At 40.3% G+C, this 17,373-nt stretch carries 19 protein-coding genes; 10 read left to right on the plus strand and 9 right to left on the minus strand.

From position 1 onward, the window contains the following. Positions 1–381 precede the first annotated feature (381 nt). The 3 genes from OIZ54_RS18440 (at position 382) to OIZ54_RS18450 (ending at position 2,956) form a co-directional block, all read left to right on the plus strand. Positions 382–804, plus strand: a complete 423-nt coding sequence (locus tag OIZ54_RS18440; RefSeq protein WP_004588512.1) for an acyl-CoA thioesterase — start codon at positions 382–384, stop codon at positions 802–804. A 67-nt stretch (positions 805–871) separates the two neighbouring features. Further along, positions 872–1,924, plus strand: coding sequence for an aldo/keto reductase (locus OIZ54_RS18445; protein ID WP_096740061.1), 1,053 nt, complete (start codon positions 872–874; stop codon positions 1,922–1,924). A gap of 108 nt (positions 1,925–2,032) precedes the next feature. After that, complete coding sequence (locus OIZ54_RS18450; protein WP_413680553.1) at positions 2,033–2,956, plus strand: ABC transporter substrate-binding protein; 924 nt, start codon at positions 2,033–2,035, stop codon at positions 2,954–2,956. On the opposite strand, the gene OIZ54_RS18455 is transcribed toward OIZ54_RS18450, so the two are convergent. From OIZ54_RS18455 to OIZ54_RS18480, 6 genes are all read right to left on the minus strand, one after another. Then, a complete protein-coding gene (locus OIZ54_RS18455; protein ID WP_264391017.1) occupies positions 2,913–3,527 on the minus strand; it encodes a fumarylacetoacetate hydrolase family protein in 615 nt (204 codons plus the stop codon). The two genes, OIZ54_RS18450 and OIZ54_RS18455, sit on opposite strands and share 44 nt — an antisense overlap. Positions 3,528–3,542: 15 nt before the next feature. Beyond that, positions 3,543–5,513 (minus strand): hybrid sensor histidine kinase/response regulator, encoded by a 1,971-nt coding sequence (locus OIZ54_RS18460; RefSeq protein WP_264391041.1) that lies wholly within the window; start codon positions 5,511–5,513, stop codon positions 3,543–3,545. A gap of 61 nt (positions 5,514–5,574) precedes the next feature. After that, entirely contained in the window at positions 5,575–6,036 is a 462-nt protein-coding gene (locus OIZ54_RS18465; protein WP_024031669.1) for a response regulator, read from the minus strand. Further along, complete coding sequence (locus OIZ54_RS18470; protein WP_121637056.1) at positions 6,037–7,521, minus strand: sensor histidine kinase; 1,485 nt, start codon at positions 7,519–7,521, stop codon at positions 6,037–6,039. Between the two features lie 27 nt (positions 7,522–7,548). Beyond that, entirely contained in the window at positions 7,549–7,764 is a 216-nt protein-coding gene (locus tag OIZ54_RS18475; RefSeq protein WP_004588505.1) for a hypothetical protein, read from the minus strand. A gap of 212 nt (positions 7,765–7,976) precedes the next feature. After that, complete coding sequence (locus OIZ54_RS18480; RefSeq protein WP_024031667.1) at positions 7,977–9,317, minus strand: sigma-54-dependent transcriptional regulator; 1,341 nt, start codon at positions 9,315–9,317, stop codon at positions 7,977–7,979. Positions 9,318–9,555: 238 nt separating this feature from the next. On the opposite strand from OIZ54_RS18480, the gene OIZ54_RS18485 reads away from it, so the two are divergent. The 5 genes from OIZ54_RS18485 (at position 9,556) to OIZ54_RS18505 (ending at position 13,756) form a co-directional block, all read left to right on the plus strand. After that, the gene (locus tag OIZ54_RS18485) at positions 9,556–10,074 is read left to right on the plus strand and encodes an NUDIX hydrolase (RefSeq protein ID WP_126006098.1); all 519 of its coding nucleotides are present in this window, start codon (positions 9,556–9,558) and stop codon (positions 10,072–10,074) included. A gap of 182 nt (positions 10,075–10,256) precedes the next feature. Then, entirely contained in the window at positions 10,257–11,633 is a 1,377-nt protein-coding gene (locus OIZ54_RS18490) for an NAD-dependent succinate-semialdehyde dehydrogenase (protein ID WP_004588502.1), read from the plus strand. 605 nt (positions 11,634–12,238) lie between these two features. Then, positions 12,239–12,655: a hypothetical protein gene (locus OIZ54_RS18495; protein ID WP_102313316.1), complete on the plus strand. Its 417-nt coding sequence runs from the start codon at positions 12,239–12,241 to the stop codon at positions 12,653–12,655. 100 nt (positions 12,656–12,755) lie between these two features. Further along, positions 12,756–13,142 carry a hypothetical protein gene (locus OIZ54_RS18500; RefSeq protein WP_256846674.1) on the plus strand — a complete coding sequence of 129 codons (387 nt, stop codon included), beginning with the start codon at positions 12,756–12,758 and terminating at the stop codon, positions 13,140–13,142. A 104-nt stretch (positions 13,143–13,246) separates the two neighbouring features. After that, entirely contained in the window at positions 13,247–13,756 is a 510-nt protein-coding gene (locus OIZ54_RS18505) for a hypothetical protein (protein ID WP_256846675.1), read from the plus strand. 310 nt (positions 13,757–14,066) lie between these two features. On the opposite strand, the gene OIZ54_RS18510 is transcribed toward OIZ54_RS18505, so the two are convergent. The 3 genes from OIZ54_RS18510 to OIZ54_RS18520 all read right to left on the minus strand — a co-directional run bounded on the left by OIZ54_RS18510 (position 14,067) and on the right by OIZ54_RS18520 (position 15,857). Beyond that, positions 14,067–15,146, minus strand: coding sequence for an endonuclease/exonuclease/phosphatase family protein (locus OIZ54_RS18510; protein WP_264391018.1), 1,080 nt, complete (start codon positions 15,144–15,146; stop codon positions 14,067–14,069). A gap of 23 nt (positions 15,147–15,169) precedes the next feature. Next, the gene (locus OIZ54_RS18515; protein WP_096042200.1) at positions 15,170–15,532 is read right to left on the minus strand and encodes a hypothetical protein; all 363 of its coding nucleotides are present in this window, start codon (positions 15,530–15,532) and stop codon (positions 15,170–15,172) included. Between the two features lie 76 nt (positions 15,533–15,608). Beyond that, complete coding sequence (locus tag OIZ54_RS18520; RefSeq protein ID WP_054983514.1) at positions 15,609–15,857, minus strand: TIGR03643 family protein; 249 nt, start codon at positions 15,855–15,857, stop codon at positions 15,609–15,611. A gap of 118 nt (positions 15,858–15,975) precedes the next feature. On the opposite strand from OIZ54_RS18520, the gene OIZ54_RS18525 reads away from it, so the two are divergent. Continuing rightward, positions 15,976–16,668, plus strand: a complete 693-nt coding sequence (locus OIZ54_RS18525; protein WP_264391019.1) for a substrate-binding periplasmic protein — start codon at positions 15,976–15,978, stop codon at positions 16,666–16,668. A gap of 11 nt (positions 16,669–16,679) precedes the next feature. Next, positions 16,680–17,336 (plus strand): YoaK family protein, encoded by a 657-nt coding sequence (locus OIZ54_RS18530; protein ID WP_096042202.1) that lies wholly within the window; start codon positions 16,680–16,682, stop codon positions 17,334–17,336. The last annotated feature ends 37 nt before the right edge of the window (positions 17,337–17,373 follow it).

A 17,373-nucleotide genomic window follows, 5' to 3' on the forward strand; every position in this document is an offset into this window, starting at 1 on the left:
AGCGCTACTAGGTGTAGCGCGTTAAACCGTGCAAGCTTTAAACAGCTTTTTTAAAACGGCTGCTTAAAGCGCTTTGATTTTTTAAAGCAATGTAGCCAAAAAACAAACTCCAATAAAAACCCCGCAGCTAAAAGCATTATGCCGCCGGAGGCATTACCCATTGCATAGCAAGCAAAAGACGCTATAAAAACTAAACTGGCTAAAGCCCAATTAATTATATTTTGCATGTGTGTTCTCGTGTGTGCGTTGTCTGTGTTATTTAACTGTAGTCCTAAAAATAAATAGGTACAATCATCTTATAAAAAAACATGGCATTTATTGTCTTGAGCTACAAACACCATATTGATAACCTCATTCATTTAAAACTAAGAGTACACATACATGCAAAGGTTCAAAGATCAGCACCCTATTCATACCGATATCACCGTAGCATGGGCCGATATGGACGCCCTACAACATGTTAACAACGTGGTGTACTTGCGTTATTTTGAAATTGCGCGTATCGATTTTCTAAATAAAATAAATCAGTTTGATACGATAAAACCAGGTGGAATAGGCCCGGTCATTAGTGAAAACAATATTCGCTATAAACGTCCAGTGACCTTCCCAGATACCTTAACCGTAGGTATTACTATTTCAGATATAAAAAGCGACCGTTTTATGATGAATTACTCTGTATTTAGCCATGCTCAGCAAGCTATTACTACCACAGGCTATTCTCAAGTTGTTATGTTTGACTTTAAAACAGGACAAAAAGCGGCGATTTCAGAGCCATTACTATCGGCACTACATCAATTCGCTTAATTAGGTTTTATTGCGAATTGGTATTAATTATCCACTCTCAAGATCTTACATAATTTAAGGATTTTAAATGCAATACAGTCCGTTAGGCAGCAGCGGTGTTGATGTTTCTAGAGTATGCTTAGGCAGCATGACTTGGGGTAAACAAAATACCCAACAAGACGCCGATGAGCAAATAGCTTATGCCTTGGCACAAGGCGTTAATTTTATAGATACTGCCGAAATGTATGCCGTTCCTCCTTCACCAGAGACCTACGGTAAAACAGAGCAAATTATAGGTAACTGGCTAAGCCGTAATGCGCAAAAGCGCGGTGATATTGTATTAGCGAGTAAAATTGCAGGCAATGGCTTGTCGTGGGTACGAGATGGCGGCGATATAACACGCAGCGCTGTCATTGAGGCCGTAGATAACTCGCTTAAACGCCTACAAACCGACTACATAGATTTATACCAATTGCATTGGCCTAATCGCTCTACCCCACATTTTGGCAGGCAGTGGCCAGGTAAACTCACTTTTAGTGACGTAGATACTGAGCAACAACAAGCGGGTATGCTTGATATTTTAGAGGGCCTTAATGAGTGCGTTAAAGCCGGAAAAATAAAATATTGTGGCCTTTCAGATGACACCCCATGGGGCATTAGCCAATTTTTAAATTTAGCAAAAGCGCATAACTTACCGCGTATGGTGTCTATTCAGAACGAATTTAGCCTAGCGCACGCTAAAGATTGGCCCTACTTAATTGAGCAGTGTATCCATGAAGATATTGCTTATTTACCTTGGTCGCCGCTTGCTGCTGGCTTGCTAACGGGTAAATACCTAAACGGCGCACGCCCAGCGGGCTCGCGTTGGACATTTATGCAGCGCAATGGCATTTTTAGAGATACCCCTAACGCGCAAAAAGCCACGCAGCGTTATGTAGAGCTTGCACATGCAAGCGGCATAACCCCAGCCCAATTGGCACTTGCTTGGTGTAATCAAGTCGATGGCGTTACCTCGTCAATTATTGGGGCGACCAGCATGGCCCAATTAAAAGAAGACATTGACGCTTTTAGCATAACTTTAAGCGACGACACGCTAACTGAAATTGGCACTATTTTTAAAGATTACCCGCAACCATATTAAACCCAGATAATAGGCAGTTTTTTTACTGCCTTTTTCTCTCTTACATTTGAACATATACAAAGTAAAACTATACTAAAGTTAACTTAAATGGATTATTTTTAGTGAGTTATGCTTAGAAATGTAATTTTATTCTTTGGTGTACTAGGTGGTTTAATGCGTTACGGGTACGCTGACAATACTCACCCAATTGAAGAAATTGTATGGTTACAAAGTTACACGCCCCCGTTTCATATGGATAAAGATTCGCATGCGCCGCAAGGCGGTATTTGTGACAACCTCACCGAGCAACTAATTAACAGCATTGATGATGTAAAACATACGCGACTAATCGTGCCGCAAGAGCGAATTAATAAGCACTTAAATGAAGGCGATAATGCATGTTTTCCGTGTGTTATTCATAAAAAAACGGCCAATGGGGTGTTACAGTTTTCTACCCCCACCACGGTTTACCCGCCTTTTTCGGTTTTAACCACTCAAAAACTTGCTCCAGAAATACGCGCTAAGCATGGCAGCCCTATTAAACTTATTCATTTATTGTCAGACGAGCAATATGTATATGGTCAAGCCGCGGCGCGCAAGTTTACTTCAAAAATTAATAAAATAATCGAAAACACCACGGTGTATCATAAAGCATCGCTAAGCTGGAGCAGCGAAAATGAAAGCCAAGCTGTTATTGCTCGCTTGAGCCGTGGCTTTTTAGATTACACAATAGACTACCCGTTTATGGGGGATTATTTTGTTAACCATAGTAAGTTTAAAAATATAGTCAGTTTGCCAATTGAAGAAGACCCCAGAGAGTTTGTTTTAGGGGCTATAGGGTGTGCAGTAAGAGCACCGAATGATTTTGCTACCAAGGCGCTTAATAAAATAAATAAAGCGCTACATAAGCAGGTATTACAATCGCCTGCTTATATAAATAGTCAGCGTTTTTGGTTAGAGCAAAGTTTTCCGCAGTTTACTAAGCATTACCAACAGCAAATACTTAATCCTATTGCGCCTGCCAGCTCTGCGATAACAAGCAGGTCGAATTAGCATACAAGCTTACTGTAAATACGCTGTTTGCAGCCACTTCCCCTACGCCTGCAGGCGTTCCTGTCATTATTACATCGCCATTTTCTAAGTGCATAAACTCATTAATTTCACTTAAAATATCTTTAGGCTTATGTATCATAAATTGCGTATCGCCTTGTTGAATAACGTTATCGTTAATTTTAAGCTCAAACGTAAACACCTGCTCAGCATCCGCTATAGCTAAAAAGGGCGTTAATAATACCGAGCCGTTAAACGCCTTGGCGCGCTCCCACGGTAGCCCTTTATTTTTAAGCTTACTTTGCACGGTACGTTTAGTTAAATCCAACCCTAAACCTACGCCTGCCAACTCATTATTTTTAATAACAAAACACAGCTCGGCTTCATAGTGCAGTGTGTCGTTATTGTGCGTAGCAAATAAGGTAGACGAAAGGGCACTGTTCGGTTTATTAAACAATACCATTTGATCTGGTAGCTCATTATTAAGCTCGGCAATATGCGCGGTGTAATTACGCCCAACGCATACTACTTTAGAGGGCGTTAATATCTCACTTTCTAGTTTTATCGACTGCATAAAATAACTTCTAAATTACGAGCTGATCAAGGTTTCTAATAAGCTCAGGTTAATCGGTTTCAAAAGTACATGATTAATATTTAAATCTTTGATCTGCTTAGGATCGGGCTCTGCACCACTAACAATCACTAAGCTTAAGTCAGGGTAACGTTCGTTAATTTGCTTACCTAAATCTACACCACGCCCGTCAGGTAAGTGCATATCGAGCAATACCTTATTAAATTGTTGGTCATGATTGAGGGTTTGTAAACACTGTGCACACGTTGAGGTAATAACGGTTTCTACCCCTAAACTTTCTAGCAACAACTGCGTAATTTGCGCTGCATCTTGGTCGTCCTCAACCAATAAAAAGCGCTGCTTTTTCTCTATTACAGCTTTGTCGCTGTGAATGTTTTTAGCTTGAGGCGCATGCTCTGGCGATACTAAGTAATCTTGTAAGCATTGATACAAAGAAGAGCTATCAACGGGCTTTGGTATTACATCGTTAAAACCAAGGGCGGCAAGCTCTTCATGTATGCCTTTCATAGTGGCGGCAGTAAGCGCAATAATTGGGCCTGTGTAGCCCATTTTTCTAAGCTCTATTGTGGCTTCTTTACCACCCATTACAGGCATATGTATATCAATAAAAATAATATCATAAGGAGAGCGATACGCTTGTGCAATTCTTACTTTTTCAAGCGCTTGCTGGCCATGTTCGGCGTAGTCTACGCGCGCACCACATGTGCTAATCATATGGCCAACTAACATGCGTAAATCGCGCAAATCATCAACCACTAATACGCGGCCTGTCACTTTACAGGGGGCTGATTTTGTCTGTAATTGCGAGCCACTGCTAAAGTTTAATACTTGGCGTTCTACTTCACTAATATCGCCTGGGTACACCGAAATAGTAAAAGTAGAGCCTTCGCCCATTCTAGAGGTTAAATCAATACTGCCGTGCATACGCGCTAATAGCTCGGCACAAATCGCAAGGCCTAAGCCTGCTCCGCCAACAGAGCGCGATTCTACATCGGCTATTTGCTCAAAGGGTTTAAAAATTAATGCTTGTTTTTCAGGGGCAATCCCCATGCCTGAATCTTTAATACTAAAAAATAGCATTTCTTGGCCTTCAACCCACTCGGTCCAGGCACTAACCACTATTTCGCCCTTTTCGGTAAATTTAACCGCATTATTGATTAAGTTAATGAGAATTTGGCGTACGCGGGTGGCATCTACTCTCACAATAAGAGGTAAAGGCTGTAGAGACTCAAAGCGAAGCTTTAAACCTTTATCAAGCACAGATACACGCATTAAGGTGTAAACATCAGCCAGCATGCTATCTAAGTTTACTTCACTTAAGGTGAGCTCTAATTTGTCAGCAGCAATTTTAGATAAATCGAGCACATCGTTTAACAAGCTCAGCAAGTGCTTACCGTTTCGGTAAATAACCCCTAGTTCGTTTTCGGCCTGTTTGCTAAAGTCGCTTTGTAGCAGTAACTCTGTGTAACCTAATATAGATGAAAGCGGGGTACGTAATTCGTGGCTTAAGTGGGCTAAAAATCTGTCTTTTGAGCGGTTCTCTGCTTCGGCTTTTAAACGCTCTACTCGCTCGCCTTCAACATCTTTACGCGCTAAAGCATAACGTATAGCGCGAGCAAACCGGCTCGAACTCATTTCTGTTTTTATAAGGTAATCTACCGCGCCGGCATCAAGTGCTGCAGAGTCTAATTCATCATTAGATTGCCCCGTAAGCATAATAATTGGCCCGCTAAACCCATTAGCAATGGCCTTTTTTAATACACTTAGCCCATTTGAGGCGCCTAATCGATAATCAAGCAAACAAATATCGTGATCGTTTTTACTTAAAATGCTTATTGCTTGCTCAGGAGAGCTTATCCATTCTATGTCAAATGTATGTGAATCTAACTGTTCTAAGTAGTCGCAAGTGAGAATGTAATCATCTTCATCGTCTTCTACTAAAAGTAAGCGAGTCACTTTATCTAACATACTACCTCCTTTTAATTGCATTTAATAAGCCCCTAATTAGGGGCTTAATGTTGCTACTTATTTAGTCGTTAAACGTTGTCGGCAGCTCTACAAATTCTACCCAGTATTTTCCTAGGGTTTTCATTAAATCAACCAAGCCATCAAATGTTACCGGTTTAGTAATATAAGAGGCCGCTCCTAAGTTATAGCCTTTAACCATGTCTTCTTCTTGCTTAGAGGTGGTTAAAATAACAACCGGTATACCTTTAAGGTTTGGGTTTGCCTTAATGGCCTCAAGTGCTTCACGGCCATCCATACGTGGCATATTTAAATCAAGCAAAATCAACCCAGGGCGTGGCGATGAATTTTTATCTTCAAACTTACCCTTGCGCTCTAAGTACTCTAATAATTCAACCCCATCTTCCACAAAATGCAGCTCGTTTAATACACGGCTTTCGGCTAGCGCATCTTGCGTGAGTAGGCGATCATCCTCGTCATCATCTGCCATTAATATTGTAATAGGTTTCACTTTTGAATACGGCATCTAAGCCTCTCCTTGAAGTGTGAAAAGCGTTGTTTCCACAGGTAATTTTATTATGAAGGTTGCCCCTTCACCGTCTTTACTATGAGCGGTAATTATCCCACCATGCCGCTCAACTATACGCCTACAAACTGAAAGCCCAATCCCTGTGCCTTTATATTCCGAGCGCCCATGCAGGCGCTGAAATGGTACAAATATTTTATCAGCATACTCTTGTGAGAAACCAATACCATTATCTTTTATGGTAATAATTTGCCAACCCACTTTTTCGTTATGCTCTTCACTAAACTCGTCTTTGTGCTCGTACATTACGCTTATATGTGGCTCAACACCTGGCTTTCTAAACTTAACAGCGTTAGACAGTAAGTTTAAAAACAACTGCTGCATTTGGCTTTTATCGGCTTGAATAACCGGTAGTTCGCCCACCTCTACGTGCGCATTGCTTTCTTTAATGGCAACTTCTAAATCACTTAAAATATCGTTAACTACGCCTTTTAAGTCAGTGTCATCAAAGTCTTTACCTCGCGTTGTTACCCGCGAAAACTCTAGCAAGTCGTTAATAAGGTTAGACATACGTTGCGCTGCATTTTTCATGCGGCCTATGTAATCTATGCCTTTTTCGCCCAGCTCATCTTTAAACATTGTTTCTAGGCGGTCACTAAATGCTTGAATTTTTCGAAGTGGTTCTTGTAAATCATGGCTGGCAACAAACGCAAACTCTTCAAGCTCACGGTTTGAGCGGCTCAGCTCATCTGAATATAAGGTCAGCTCTTGCGTGCGCTCAGACACTTTAGTTGCAAGTGTTTCGTTTTGTATTTCAAGCTCCTCACGGTATTTAGCCGCGTTTCTTAAATTTAGGCGTGTTAATAAAAACATACCTATTATTAAAAGCGCACTGGTAACCGCTGTAATAGCAAAGGTGATTTTTGCTTCATTTTTTATTTGTGCCAGCTTAGAAAAATGGCTCACCTTAAACAGTAATTCTCGGTCTTGAATATCATTAACTTTAACGCGAATATCTTTGTATAGCTCTCGCCCTCTGTGCGTATTTAATACATATAACGCACGGCGCTCTTTGTCATTAGTAGCCAGCTTAACCGTTTGTTTAAGCTCTTTAATTTTAGCTTCTGTTAACACTAATAGCTCAGCAATTCGCTCAGCTTGGCCATCAATTTCAGAGTGTAGAGACTTTACATGCTCCATTTGCGATTCTATTTGCCCTATCGCATCGTAATAAGGCATTAAGTAGTCTTCTTCTTCGGTGAGTAAGTAGCCGCGCTGGCCAGACTCTGCCTGCACAATTGATAAGTGAAGACGCTCAATGGCATCGGCTAATAAGCTGGTGTTATCCAAGCTTTTTTGCGTTTGCGTTAATCCCTGAATAGTACTTAATGCCAAAACTGCATTGCCAACAACAATACACAGTACTATTGCGATAAAAGCGGCCCACGTTATATTCGTTTTACCCTGCTGCTTTTGCTTACTCATTATGTGTAAATACCTAATTTTAAATGACTACTTATTATTAAAATCAGTAATGTTTTGCAAGCTTTCGCTACATTGCTGACAGTTTGAAATTATTTTATCGAGTGCTGCTAACGCTTTATCTTTTGGCATATCGTTTTCTAATACCAGTTTAATGAGCTCTGCATTCATAGAAATTCTATTCAGTGGAGCTCTCGCATCATGTACCAATTTATTTAGCGTATTAACTTCTTTTTCATCACTCATATTACTTCCTATACTTATTCAACCTGAACTCTGGTTAAGAAACTTACTAAAATATTAAATTATAGTGATAACCAAATTCTTTTCTCTAGCCAGAGATTTTCAATGAAAACAAGCCGAATTTACGCGTCAATAGCTGGCCTATTGCAAGCAAATTTAACGCAGTTAACGTTGAAAATAGCTGCTAGAGATAGGTTTATTATTCAGAGTTCAGGTTATTTATATTCTCCAATTCCGCCGTATGCGTTTAATCGGTTATACAATGTTTTTGTACTGATCCCTAGCATTTGCGCAGCTAGCGTTTTATTACCTTGCACCTTATCTAGCGTGGCGTGGATTAACTCTTTTTCGACTTCTTCAATGGTTTGCCCTGCCGAAACATGGTTGTCGGCCACTTGCGTATTTACACGCGAAAACGGCGACTCTAAGTTATCCGGAAGTGTAATTTCGCTCGATTGTGGGTCGCTCATAATAAAGGCGCGATGGATAGCGTGGCGAAGTTCACGCACATTGCCTGGCCATTCGTATTGCTGTAGTTCTTTTAGCTGCTCGTTGTGCCAATAAAACGAAGTGCCATTTTCATCGTTAAGTTGCTCTAAAAAGGCTTTCGCAAGCAGTGGAATATCTTCTTTTCGCTCTCGCAGCGCAGGTATATCAATGGGAAAAACCGCAAGCCTAAAGTAAATATCTTCACGAATAATATTATTTTGCGCTAAGTCGGTCAGCGAACGGTTAGTCGCAGAAATAACGCGGCAGTTTATAGGCAATTCACGATTGCCGCCTACACGTGTTACTTTTTTAGTCTCAAGCACACGCAGTAAGTTTGGCTGCATATCTATAGGCATTTCGGTTACTTCATCTAAAAATAACGTACCGCCGTCTGCTTGCTCAAACACCCCTTCTTTACGGGCAATTGCACCTGTAAAAGCCCCTTTTTCATGGCCAAATAACTCACTACCTATTAATTCTTTAGACAAAGCACCACAGTTGCTCGCCACTAAAGGGCCTTCGCATTGGCTAGCGTTATGAATTGCTTGGGCGACCACTTCTTTACCGGCACCGCTTTCCCCCATTAGCATCACGTTAGCATTGGTTTTTGCTACGCGCTCTATCATGGTGTAAAGCTTTTGCATTGGCTCTGATTCACCAATTAAGCTATTAAAATGGCGAGTAATAGCCGGAACTTTAGCTTTTTTAGCTGTTTTTTTAGGGCCGTTTAATACCAGCTCTAGGTCTTCGCGTTGCAGCGGCTTTAATAAATGCCCAACATCTTGCTCACACATGTCTGCCAAAATCCCTTTTACTGAAGGGTGGCCAGAAATAAGCGTCACTTTTGGAGACTGCCCAATCATTTTTAAATGATCGAGTAAATGAAGACCACTGCCATCTGGCAGCATAAAATCGAGTAATACGTGATCAAAGGTATTATTTTCAAACCATTGATGTGCTTCTTTTAAGCTAGTTGCAGTACAAATGTTGTGCCCGAGGAATTCGACAATGTGGCAAACAACGTCACTAAATTCAACGTCATCATCGACTAAAAGTATGTTTAACATGATAAATCCCTATGCTTTTCTTCTTATTCTACGCACCCTATTTTGCAAATAAAAGGGGCTACTAGAATCTCTTAAAAATGATTAAACTATTGAGTCTTTTAACGTTTAATTTTAACAACCCAGTATGTACGTAAACTTAAGCCATACCGATCATAATTTTTAAAAATAATTAGAATTATTTTTACTACTCGCCTAAGTATACCAGCTGATATAATTTTGCTTTTAAAAAGGAGACAAAATGCAATTATTAAAAACAATGGTCCACCCTGGCATAAATTTAAACCAAGGCACTCAATTTACCCGCCGCACAGGCCGCGCCATTGTGATTAAAGATGCACACATTTTATTAATGTATACCAATCGCTACGAAGACTACAGTTTACCCGGCGGCGGTGTAGATGAAGGTGAAACCCTAGAGCAAGGGTTAATAAGAGAGCTTAGCGAAGAAACTGGCGCGCAAAATATACAGGTTATTAAACCCTTTGGGTTATACGAAGAGTACCGCCCTTGGTACAAAGACGACTTTGATATTATACACATACAGTCGTATTGCTATTTATGCGATACAGACAAAGAGCTTGGCAAAGCACAGCTTGAACATTACGAGCAACAAAATGGTATGACGCCTAAATGGGTCAATATATACGACGCCATTGCACACAACGAGCGCACAATGAGCCTTAGCAAAAAACAAGGGCTGTCTATCATTCGAGAAACTTACCTACTTAAACAAATAGCACAGCAACTGTTTAACTAAGGCTGTAAAATTTGCATAAAGCAGTATTTTTTACTGCTTGCTCATCACTCGCTTTTTATTTACATCCCATAATTAAATTTAAAGCGACCACTATTCAATAACTTAAACCCTATTTTACTTTATAAAACAAACTGGCTTTGTGTTTGCACCCTTACTGATAACTAATTTGTAAGGAGATAAAAATGAGTAACACAGTTAAAACAATCAACCCCGCAACTGAACAAACCATTGATACCTACACGCTGCTTTCTCAAGAGGAAGCTGAGCAAGTAGTCGAAAAATCTCACGAAACATATTTAAAATGGCGCCAAACCTCATTTACCGAGCGTGCTAAGTATTTAAATAAACTAGCCTCTTTATTCGAAGAGCAAAAAGAAGCCATTGCTAAGCTAATGACCGAAGAAATGGGTAAAGTGTACGAGCAAGGTTTTCAAGAAATTGAACTTTGCGCAGGTATTTGTCGTTATACAGCCGAAAACGGCCCACAAGTACTTGGCGATGAAGAGCGCGATATGGATGGCGGCCGTGCTATTGTTAGCTACCAACCAACGGGCGTTTTATTAGGTATTCAGCCTTGGAACTTCCCGCTTTACCAAGTAATTCGTTACAGTGCAGCTAACATTATGGCCGGTAACACCACCGTACTTAAACATGCCGGTAATGTATTTGGTATGGCAGAGAAAATCGATACCCTGTTTAAACAAGCGGGCTTCCCTGAATATTGCTTTAGCAACTTACTTATTGATGGCAAAACTGCCAGCGCGCTTATTTCACACAAAGCAATCAGCGGCGTAACATTTACAGGCAGTGACGCTACCGGTAAAAAAGTAGCTGAAGAAGCAGGTAAATACGTTAAAAAAACAGTGCTTGAGCTTGGTAGTAACGATGCCTACTTAGTACTTGATGATGCAGATTTAGACCTTGCTGTTGAAACCTGTGTTACAGGGCGCATGATCAACAACGGCGAAACCTGTGTATCGGCAAAACGCTTTGTGGTTGTAGAGTCATTATATGATGACTTTAAAGAAAAAATTAAAGCCCAATTTGAAGCATTAAAAATGGGCGACCCAATGGCCGAAGATACCGATCTAGGCCCAATGGCTCGTGAAGATTTACGTGATAAAATTCACGACCAAGTAATGCAATCTGTTGAAGCAGGTGCAAATGTTGTAACAGGCGGTGAAGTACCATCGCAAACAGGTTACTACTACCCACCGACTATTCTTGATAATTTATCGCCGGGCATGCCAGCATACGATGACGAATTATTTGGCCCTGTAGCCTCGCTCATTAAAGCAAAAGACAACGACGATGCAATGCGTATCGCCAACGACTCTCGCTATGGTTTAGGCGGTGGTATTTTCTCTAAAGATGAGAAAAAAGCCATTGAACTGGCTAAAAAGCACTTTGACACAGGTATGATCAATATTAACGGTTACGGCCTTGCTCAACCAAACCTACCGTTTGGTGGTGTTAAAGAAAGTGGTTACGGCCGAGAGCACGGCGGCTTTGGTATGCGCGAATTTGTGAATATCAAATGTATTATGATTAATAGCTAATATAGCTACACCTGAGATACACGTATTTAAAGAATATTTATACGTGTTTTAAAAAATATTATTAAGCCTAAAGGTGAGCAATCACTTTTAGGCTTTTTTGTGGGTATAGCTACTAAGTGTAATGCGTTTAAAGGCTATATTTTGCTTAAAAATTCACACCTAAAACTTCACTTCACAATTTAGCTTATTTAGTAAAAGCCCAAGCATGTTGATTAAAATTGTGATTTCAGATTGCTCGATAAGCTCTGCAAAACATAGCGCTAAGATTTGATATATAGAAGTTGGTACTGAACCTAAAGATTTGATGGATAGACTCAAAATGACAGACAATAATGAGCGAGGAGCGTTCATTGAGGTGGGCTAAACATCGTCGTTAATAGATTGGTTAAACTGCTCTTTGCGCATATATTCATGAAGATGAGCGACGAGCGCATATTGTTCTATTTATCTTTTCTTTAAAGTTTCAGAAAACTTAGTGATAGTAATACCTTAGGTTATTTGTTAAAACTATATCATGCAGAGAAATGAGCGTAGCGTCGGCAGAAATATGCGCGATGAGCGCACTATTAAATTGTTATGTGTTCAATCAAAGCATGGAGTTATAAATGGCAATTTTTGGTATTGGTGCATATTACGACAAAGATATGAGTCAAGAATTTATCGATAATTCAATCGCGGGTCCAGGCTGGGACAAATCCGAAGCTCCTGAATTATTTCAATACATAGCTTCATTAAAAGTCGGTGATATCGTTTATATAAAATCATGTCCACCGAGTAGCAAAGATATCCATGTTAAAGGCATAGGTTTCATTGCCGACCATGAACTCTTAACTGATATTGTGGATACTAAAGATCTAGTAAGTGCCGGGCGCCGAGTAAATTGGATTAATACAGAAAAATTTAAAGTCCCTAAACCACAGGAAAAGAATAATGTGCGTTTAAATACTATGTATGAAGAGTTTCACCCTAAGGTGCAACAAGCAATAATGCTAAAAGTAATTGGCACTATAAACAACACATAACAAGTTGCTTAAACGGAACTAAAACAGTGGGTTACGTTTCGATTCGCTCCACATTATAACCCACAATTTTAGTCCGCTTAGCAAGGCGTTAGGAGCCATAATGGAAACATGTTTAGATATTCACAATTATCAGTGTTGGTACTTGGAAAACCTTCAGTATCAGGACAGGCTCTTGACTCTGACGCTAGGTGAAAGCTCTAGGGTTTCAGAAGAGCATACGGATCCTAAGAAATTCCTTGTTGTTTTTTCAGATACGATTCAATATCAAGTTTACGATGAATGTGATCATTCAAAAGATTTTCATGCTAACAGGGAAAGTGGCGTAGTTGGAGAATATCAAAACTCCAGTCTCATAGAATATTTAAAATCAGAGACTTTAATCTATGACACAACGCCAGGTGAACTTAGGCATTTTTCTATCATGACTGGCAATGAGTTCATCCACGTAATTACCAGAAAAGAGCCATTAATTTTAAATGTCACCTAACAAAAAAATTATGTCGCCCGCAGGCGAGCTGGGACACAAACAGGCAGGCGGCTTCGCCATTATGCCCCACATTTCTGCGCCCCTTATTTAAAAGTTAAAAGTCTATGAACCATCCGCTATTGCCAATGCCAGAACGAACAAAAGAATCAGATGCGGTTTATGCTGTATTGGGACGAGCGTTGGCATATGCTACAGAATTTGAAAGTAACTGTAGAGCGTTAGCCCACCTTTTTGATATTGAAAAATCGGAGAGTGAGTTCTCTTATGAGGTATGCAAGCTAGTCAAGTCAGGTACTTTGCATGCTAAGATAAAACTACTCATTGATGAGCATGGATTGCCTGATTGGGTAGAAGAAAAGATTCATGGTGCAAGAAAAGCAAGAAACTTTATCGCACATGAAGCTGCCGAAGATCATAAAATAATGATGTCAACTTCACAGTTAATGAAAAGTTTCGAAACTACTATCATGCAAATGACAGGTGAGATTGCCGATGGAAATCAAATCGTGCTAGATGTAACGAGTTTACTGAAAGAGGGGAAGCGTGTTCATGGTTCTGACACAGTTGCATATTCTTTCGCTGTTGCTTCCTGGATTAGTCGTGAGAACTTTTAACAAAGCAGTCAACTTGATGCTGCGTTCTGCTTTGGGGTGGCTACGCCACTGTACCCCAAAGCTTCTCTCCACACGCAGCGCAAGTTACTCCGACGTTACCACTGTTTGCAATTGGCACTCTCCTGCCACTCGACAACATAAATATTGATTATAATTGGCAAGGTATTTTACTGTGTCGGATGGCGCTTCGCTTATCCGACCTACACTGGCTGATGAAGTTATCAAGTTTGATGAAATATCAAGAATTAAACCTGAGCGTTCAAGTTAAAACATATTCAACTAACAGCTAATAGCTAAAAACCAATAGCTGTTACCCCTTCTCAAACCTTGGCACTTTTCGCTTATCGGCTTTGCTCATAGCAAGTTCTTGTATCTCTTCTTGCTTAAGCTCGTCTGATTTATCTTCTAATGAATGCTGCTTGGCGTTTTCATACACCAGCTCGGTAAGCAGTGCAAAATGGTCAGAGCCATATTTTGCAAGGCGCTTAATGCGCTTTACTTTAAAGCCTTGGCTGTGAAATAAATGATCGAGCGGCCAGCGCATAAAAAAGTAACTTGCGTGAAAGGTGTTATAAAAGCCACGGCCTTTACGTGGGTCTAAAAAACCACTTATTTGCATAAACAAACGGGTGCTACGCGACCATGCCACATCGTTTAAATCACCGGCTACAATGGTCGGGCGTGTTGGCTTTTTAAGTGCTTTAGCGACCATTATTAGCTCTGAGTCGCGTGGGCGCGATGAGTCTTCTTCAGTGGGACTTGGTGGCGCGGGGTGTATAAAGTGCCCTTGCATTTCAAGGCCTTCATTGTTTTCGAACAGGATATGAATTGAAGGAATATCATCTTCAATGAGCTCACATATTTGCGCATCAAGAATTTTAAATTTACTGTATAAATGCATGCCGTAGCGGTTGTCTTTAGGGCATTCAATATAATAGGGGTAGTTTTTTTTAAGAACAGCTAATTTATTTTCCCACCAGCTGTCGCTTTCAAGGGTAATTAATAAGTCGGGCTGGTGTTTATCAACCAGTGAGATTAGTTGCTCACTATTGTGGTTTGACATAAGCACATTAGCCGACATGATTCTAACACTGTGATCTTCGCTCACTGAGGCCGTTTTAACTTCTTTTTTAGCAAGCCAAGTGTAAGGAAATATCCACTTACCTTGTAATGCCATGGTTAGTAATGCGGTTAAAGCAGTATACAAATACCCGCTATTGCCGCTTTGCCACAGTAAATAAAACGATATAATTGCAACAGCGCTGGCTATATAAAATACCTGTAGTCGAACGAAGTCGCAGCTGCGCACTAAGTAGTGCTGACTGTACGACATAGGTAACAAGGTCACTAATAAAAAAAAGCCAATGATTATAGCCAGTGCAATGAGCATTTAAATATCCTTATAAATTGTACTTAACGAGTTAAAATTGAAAGTATTTCTCGGGTATCGTGCACCATGTGTATAACTGTACTGTCTATTTTTATACTTACTGTACCATTATCTCTAGAACGTTCAATAACGCGGCCTTGTTTATATACATTGCGGTCTAGGTAATCGCCTCTATGGTAACGCTTACTTAACCCTGGTGGCGTCCACCCAGCACGCACTAACTTTTTTTGCTGCTTTTTAGATAGTTTCTTACTGCTTTTATAGTTGTGCTGCTGATGCTTATGGTGGCCATTTTTATGGCCGTGATTGCCTTTGTCGGGCTTTGCCTGTGCATTAACGCTAACCAAGGCACCCGCTAAAAAAACCGTATATAAAAACGCTTTCATAAATAATCTCTAATAATGTTAATAGCTAAAGATTATCAAACACGCCTGAACATCATATGAAACTGCAAGCAGCTATTTATCTCGGCTTGTACTGTGTTTTGCAATGGCTGCGCATTATGGCTGGGTCTCGCAGTTTTAAATGCTTGGTTTTACGCCCTGCGTGGCGTTTGCGCCACACTTTAAAACTACCCTTTGAAATATGCTCTCGCATAAACACGACCAGCTGTGAATAATTAAGCCCGTATAACTGCTCTATAGCCTCAAAGGGGGTTCTGTCTTCCCACGCCATTTCTATAATTCGCGATTGCTGCTCTGCGTTAAACATGGTTATCTCTTAAAATTTAAACTTATACGAGAAGAAAAAATACATAGATCATCACCTCAAAACCGAATATCGCTGTATAATAAACACACTAACATAAGAAAAAATCGGATTTACATTTATGCGCACATTACTGCTGCTTTTAGCTTTTAGTTTTTCTTCGCTATTATTAGCAGCGCCTAATAAAACGCTGCGCTGTGCAACGACCCATTACCCGCCTTTTACAATTTATGACGATGAAACACATACCTTTACAGGGATAGACATAGACTATTTAACTTTTATAGAGCGTAATTTGGAAGTAACCATTGAGCTGGTGCATTTACCGTGGGCTCGTATTAAAAAAGAAATGAAGTTAGGTTACTACGATTGTTACTTTGCGCTGGCAAATAATACCGAGCGTGCGCGATATTTAGAATTTACCACTGAGCCACTACACACCACCCAATTTGGTTTATTTAGCACAGAAAAAGCAAACCTTAATAATGACTTATCAAATTCACGCATTGCTATGCTAAGAGGCGTTAAATTACCCAATGTACTGGCAAAAGAATACAATATTAAACAAAGCAACTTTATGCATTCACTCTCCACTAAAGCCACATTTGATTTGCTTAATAAACAGCGTGTTGACTACGCAATTACTAATTATCAAGCCGGCTTATGGTACTCAAAAGGCTATAAAAACATACATGCTAAGCAGCTTGAAGGCTATGCCCTACCTGTTTATATTGCTTTTAAGCATGGCGTGGTCAACACCGCAATCGTTGATGAGCAAATAAAACGCTATAAAGCGCAATTCGGTGTGCATTAATAAGGTAGGCAATGTTAACTAAATTACCAAATTGGGTTGAGTACGGCGCGTTTGCGCTCGCTTTTATTGCTGGCATTGTGAATGCTGTAGGGTTATTAGGGTTTGAGCATCAGGCTATTTCTCACCTTTCCGGTAGTGTTACTTTACTTGGTATAAAACTAATGAGCAGTACCTCTGCTGCGTTACTACTAATGAGTATAATTTTAAGCTTTATGCTTGGCTCTGCCCTTTCTGGTTTTTTACTTACCGGCGGCTCGTTGAAGCTGGGGCGCCATTACGACACCCTATTATTTATTGAAGGCCTATTGCTGCTTTTAAGCGCCTATTTACTCAGCCGCGCCCATGTTTATGGCATTACGCTTGCCTCTGCCGCCTGTGGTTTACAAAACGCCCTTGCCACTAACTACAGCGGCGCAGTAGTGCGCACCACTCATTTAACCGGTATTTTTACCGACCTAGGTTTAATGATAGGCAAAGCGCTAAAAGGTGAACCCTTTGATACCCGCAAAGGCGTAATATTTATACTTATTATTGCCGGCTTTTTATTAGGTGGAGTGTGCGGGTTTATGCTTTATGAGCACTTAGCCCTACTTGCTTTAACCGTGCCCGCTGGGGCTTGCTTTATATTATCGCTAACTTATCGGGTATATAGAATACGCGCACTTTAACGCAAGCGGTTTAAAAACTGTTTAAAACACCTTACCA

The sequence above is a fragment of the Pseudoalteromonas sp. A3 genome, assembly GCF_025942345.1.
Classification (GTDB): domain Bacteria; phylum Pseudomonadota; class Gammaproteobacteria; order Enterobacterales; family Alteromonadaceae; genus Pseudoalteromonas; species Pseudoalteromonas atlantica.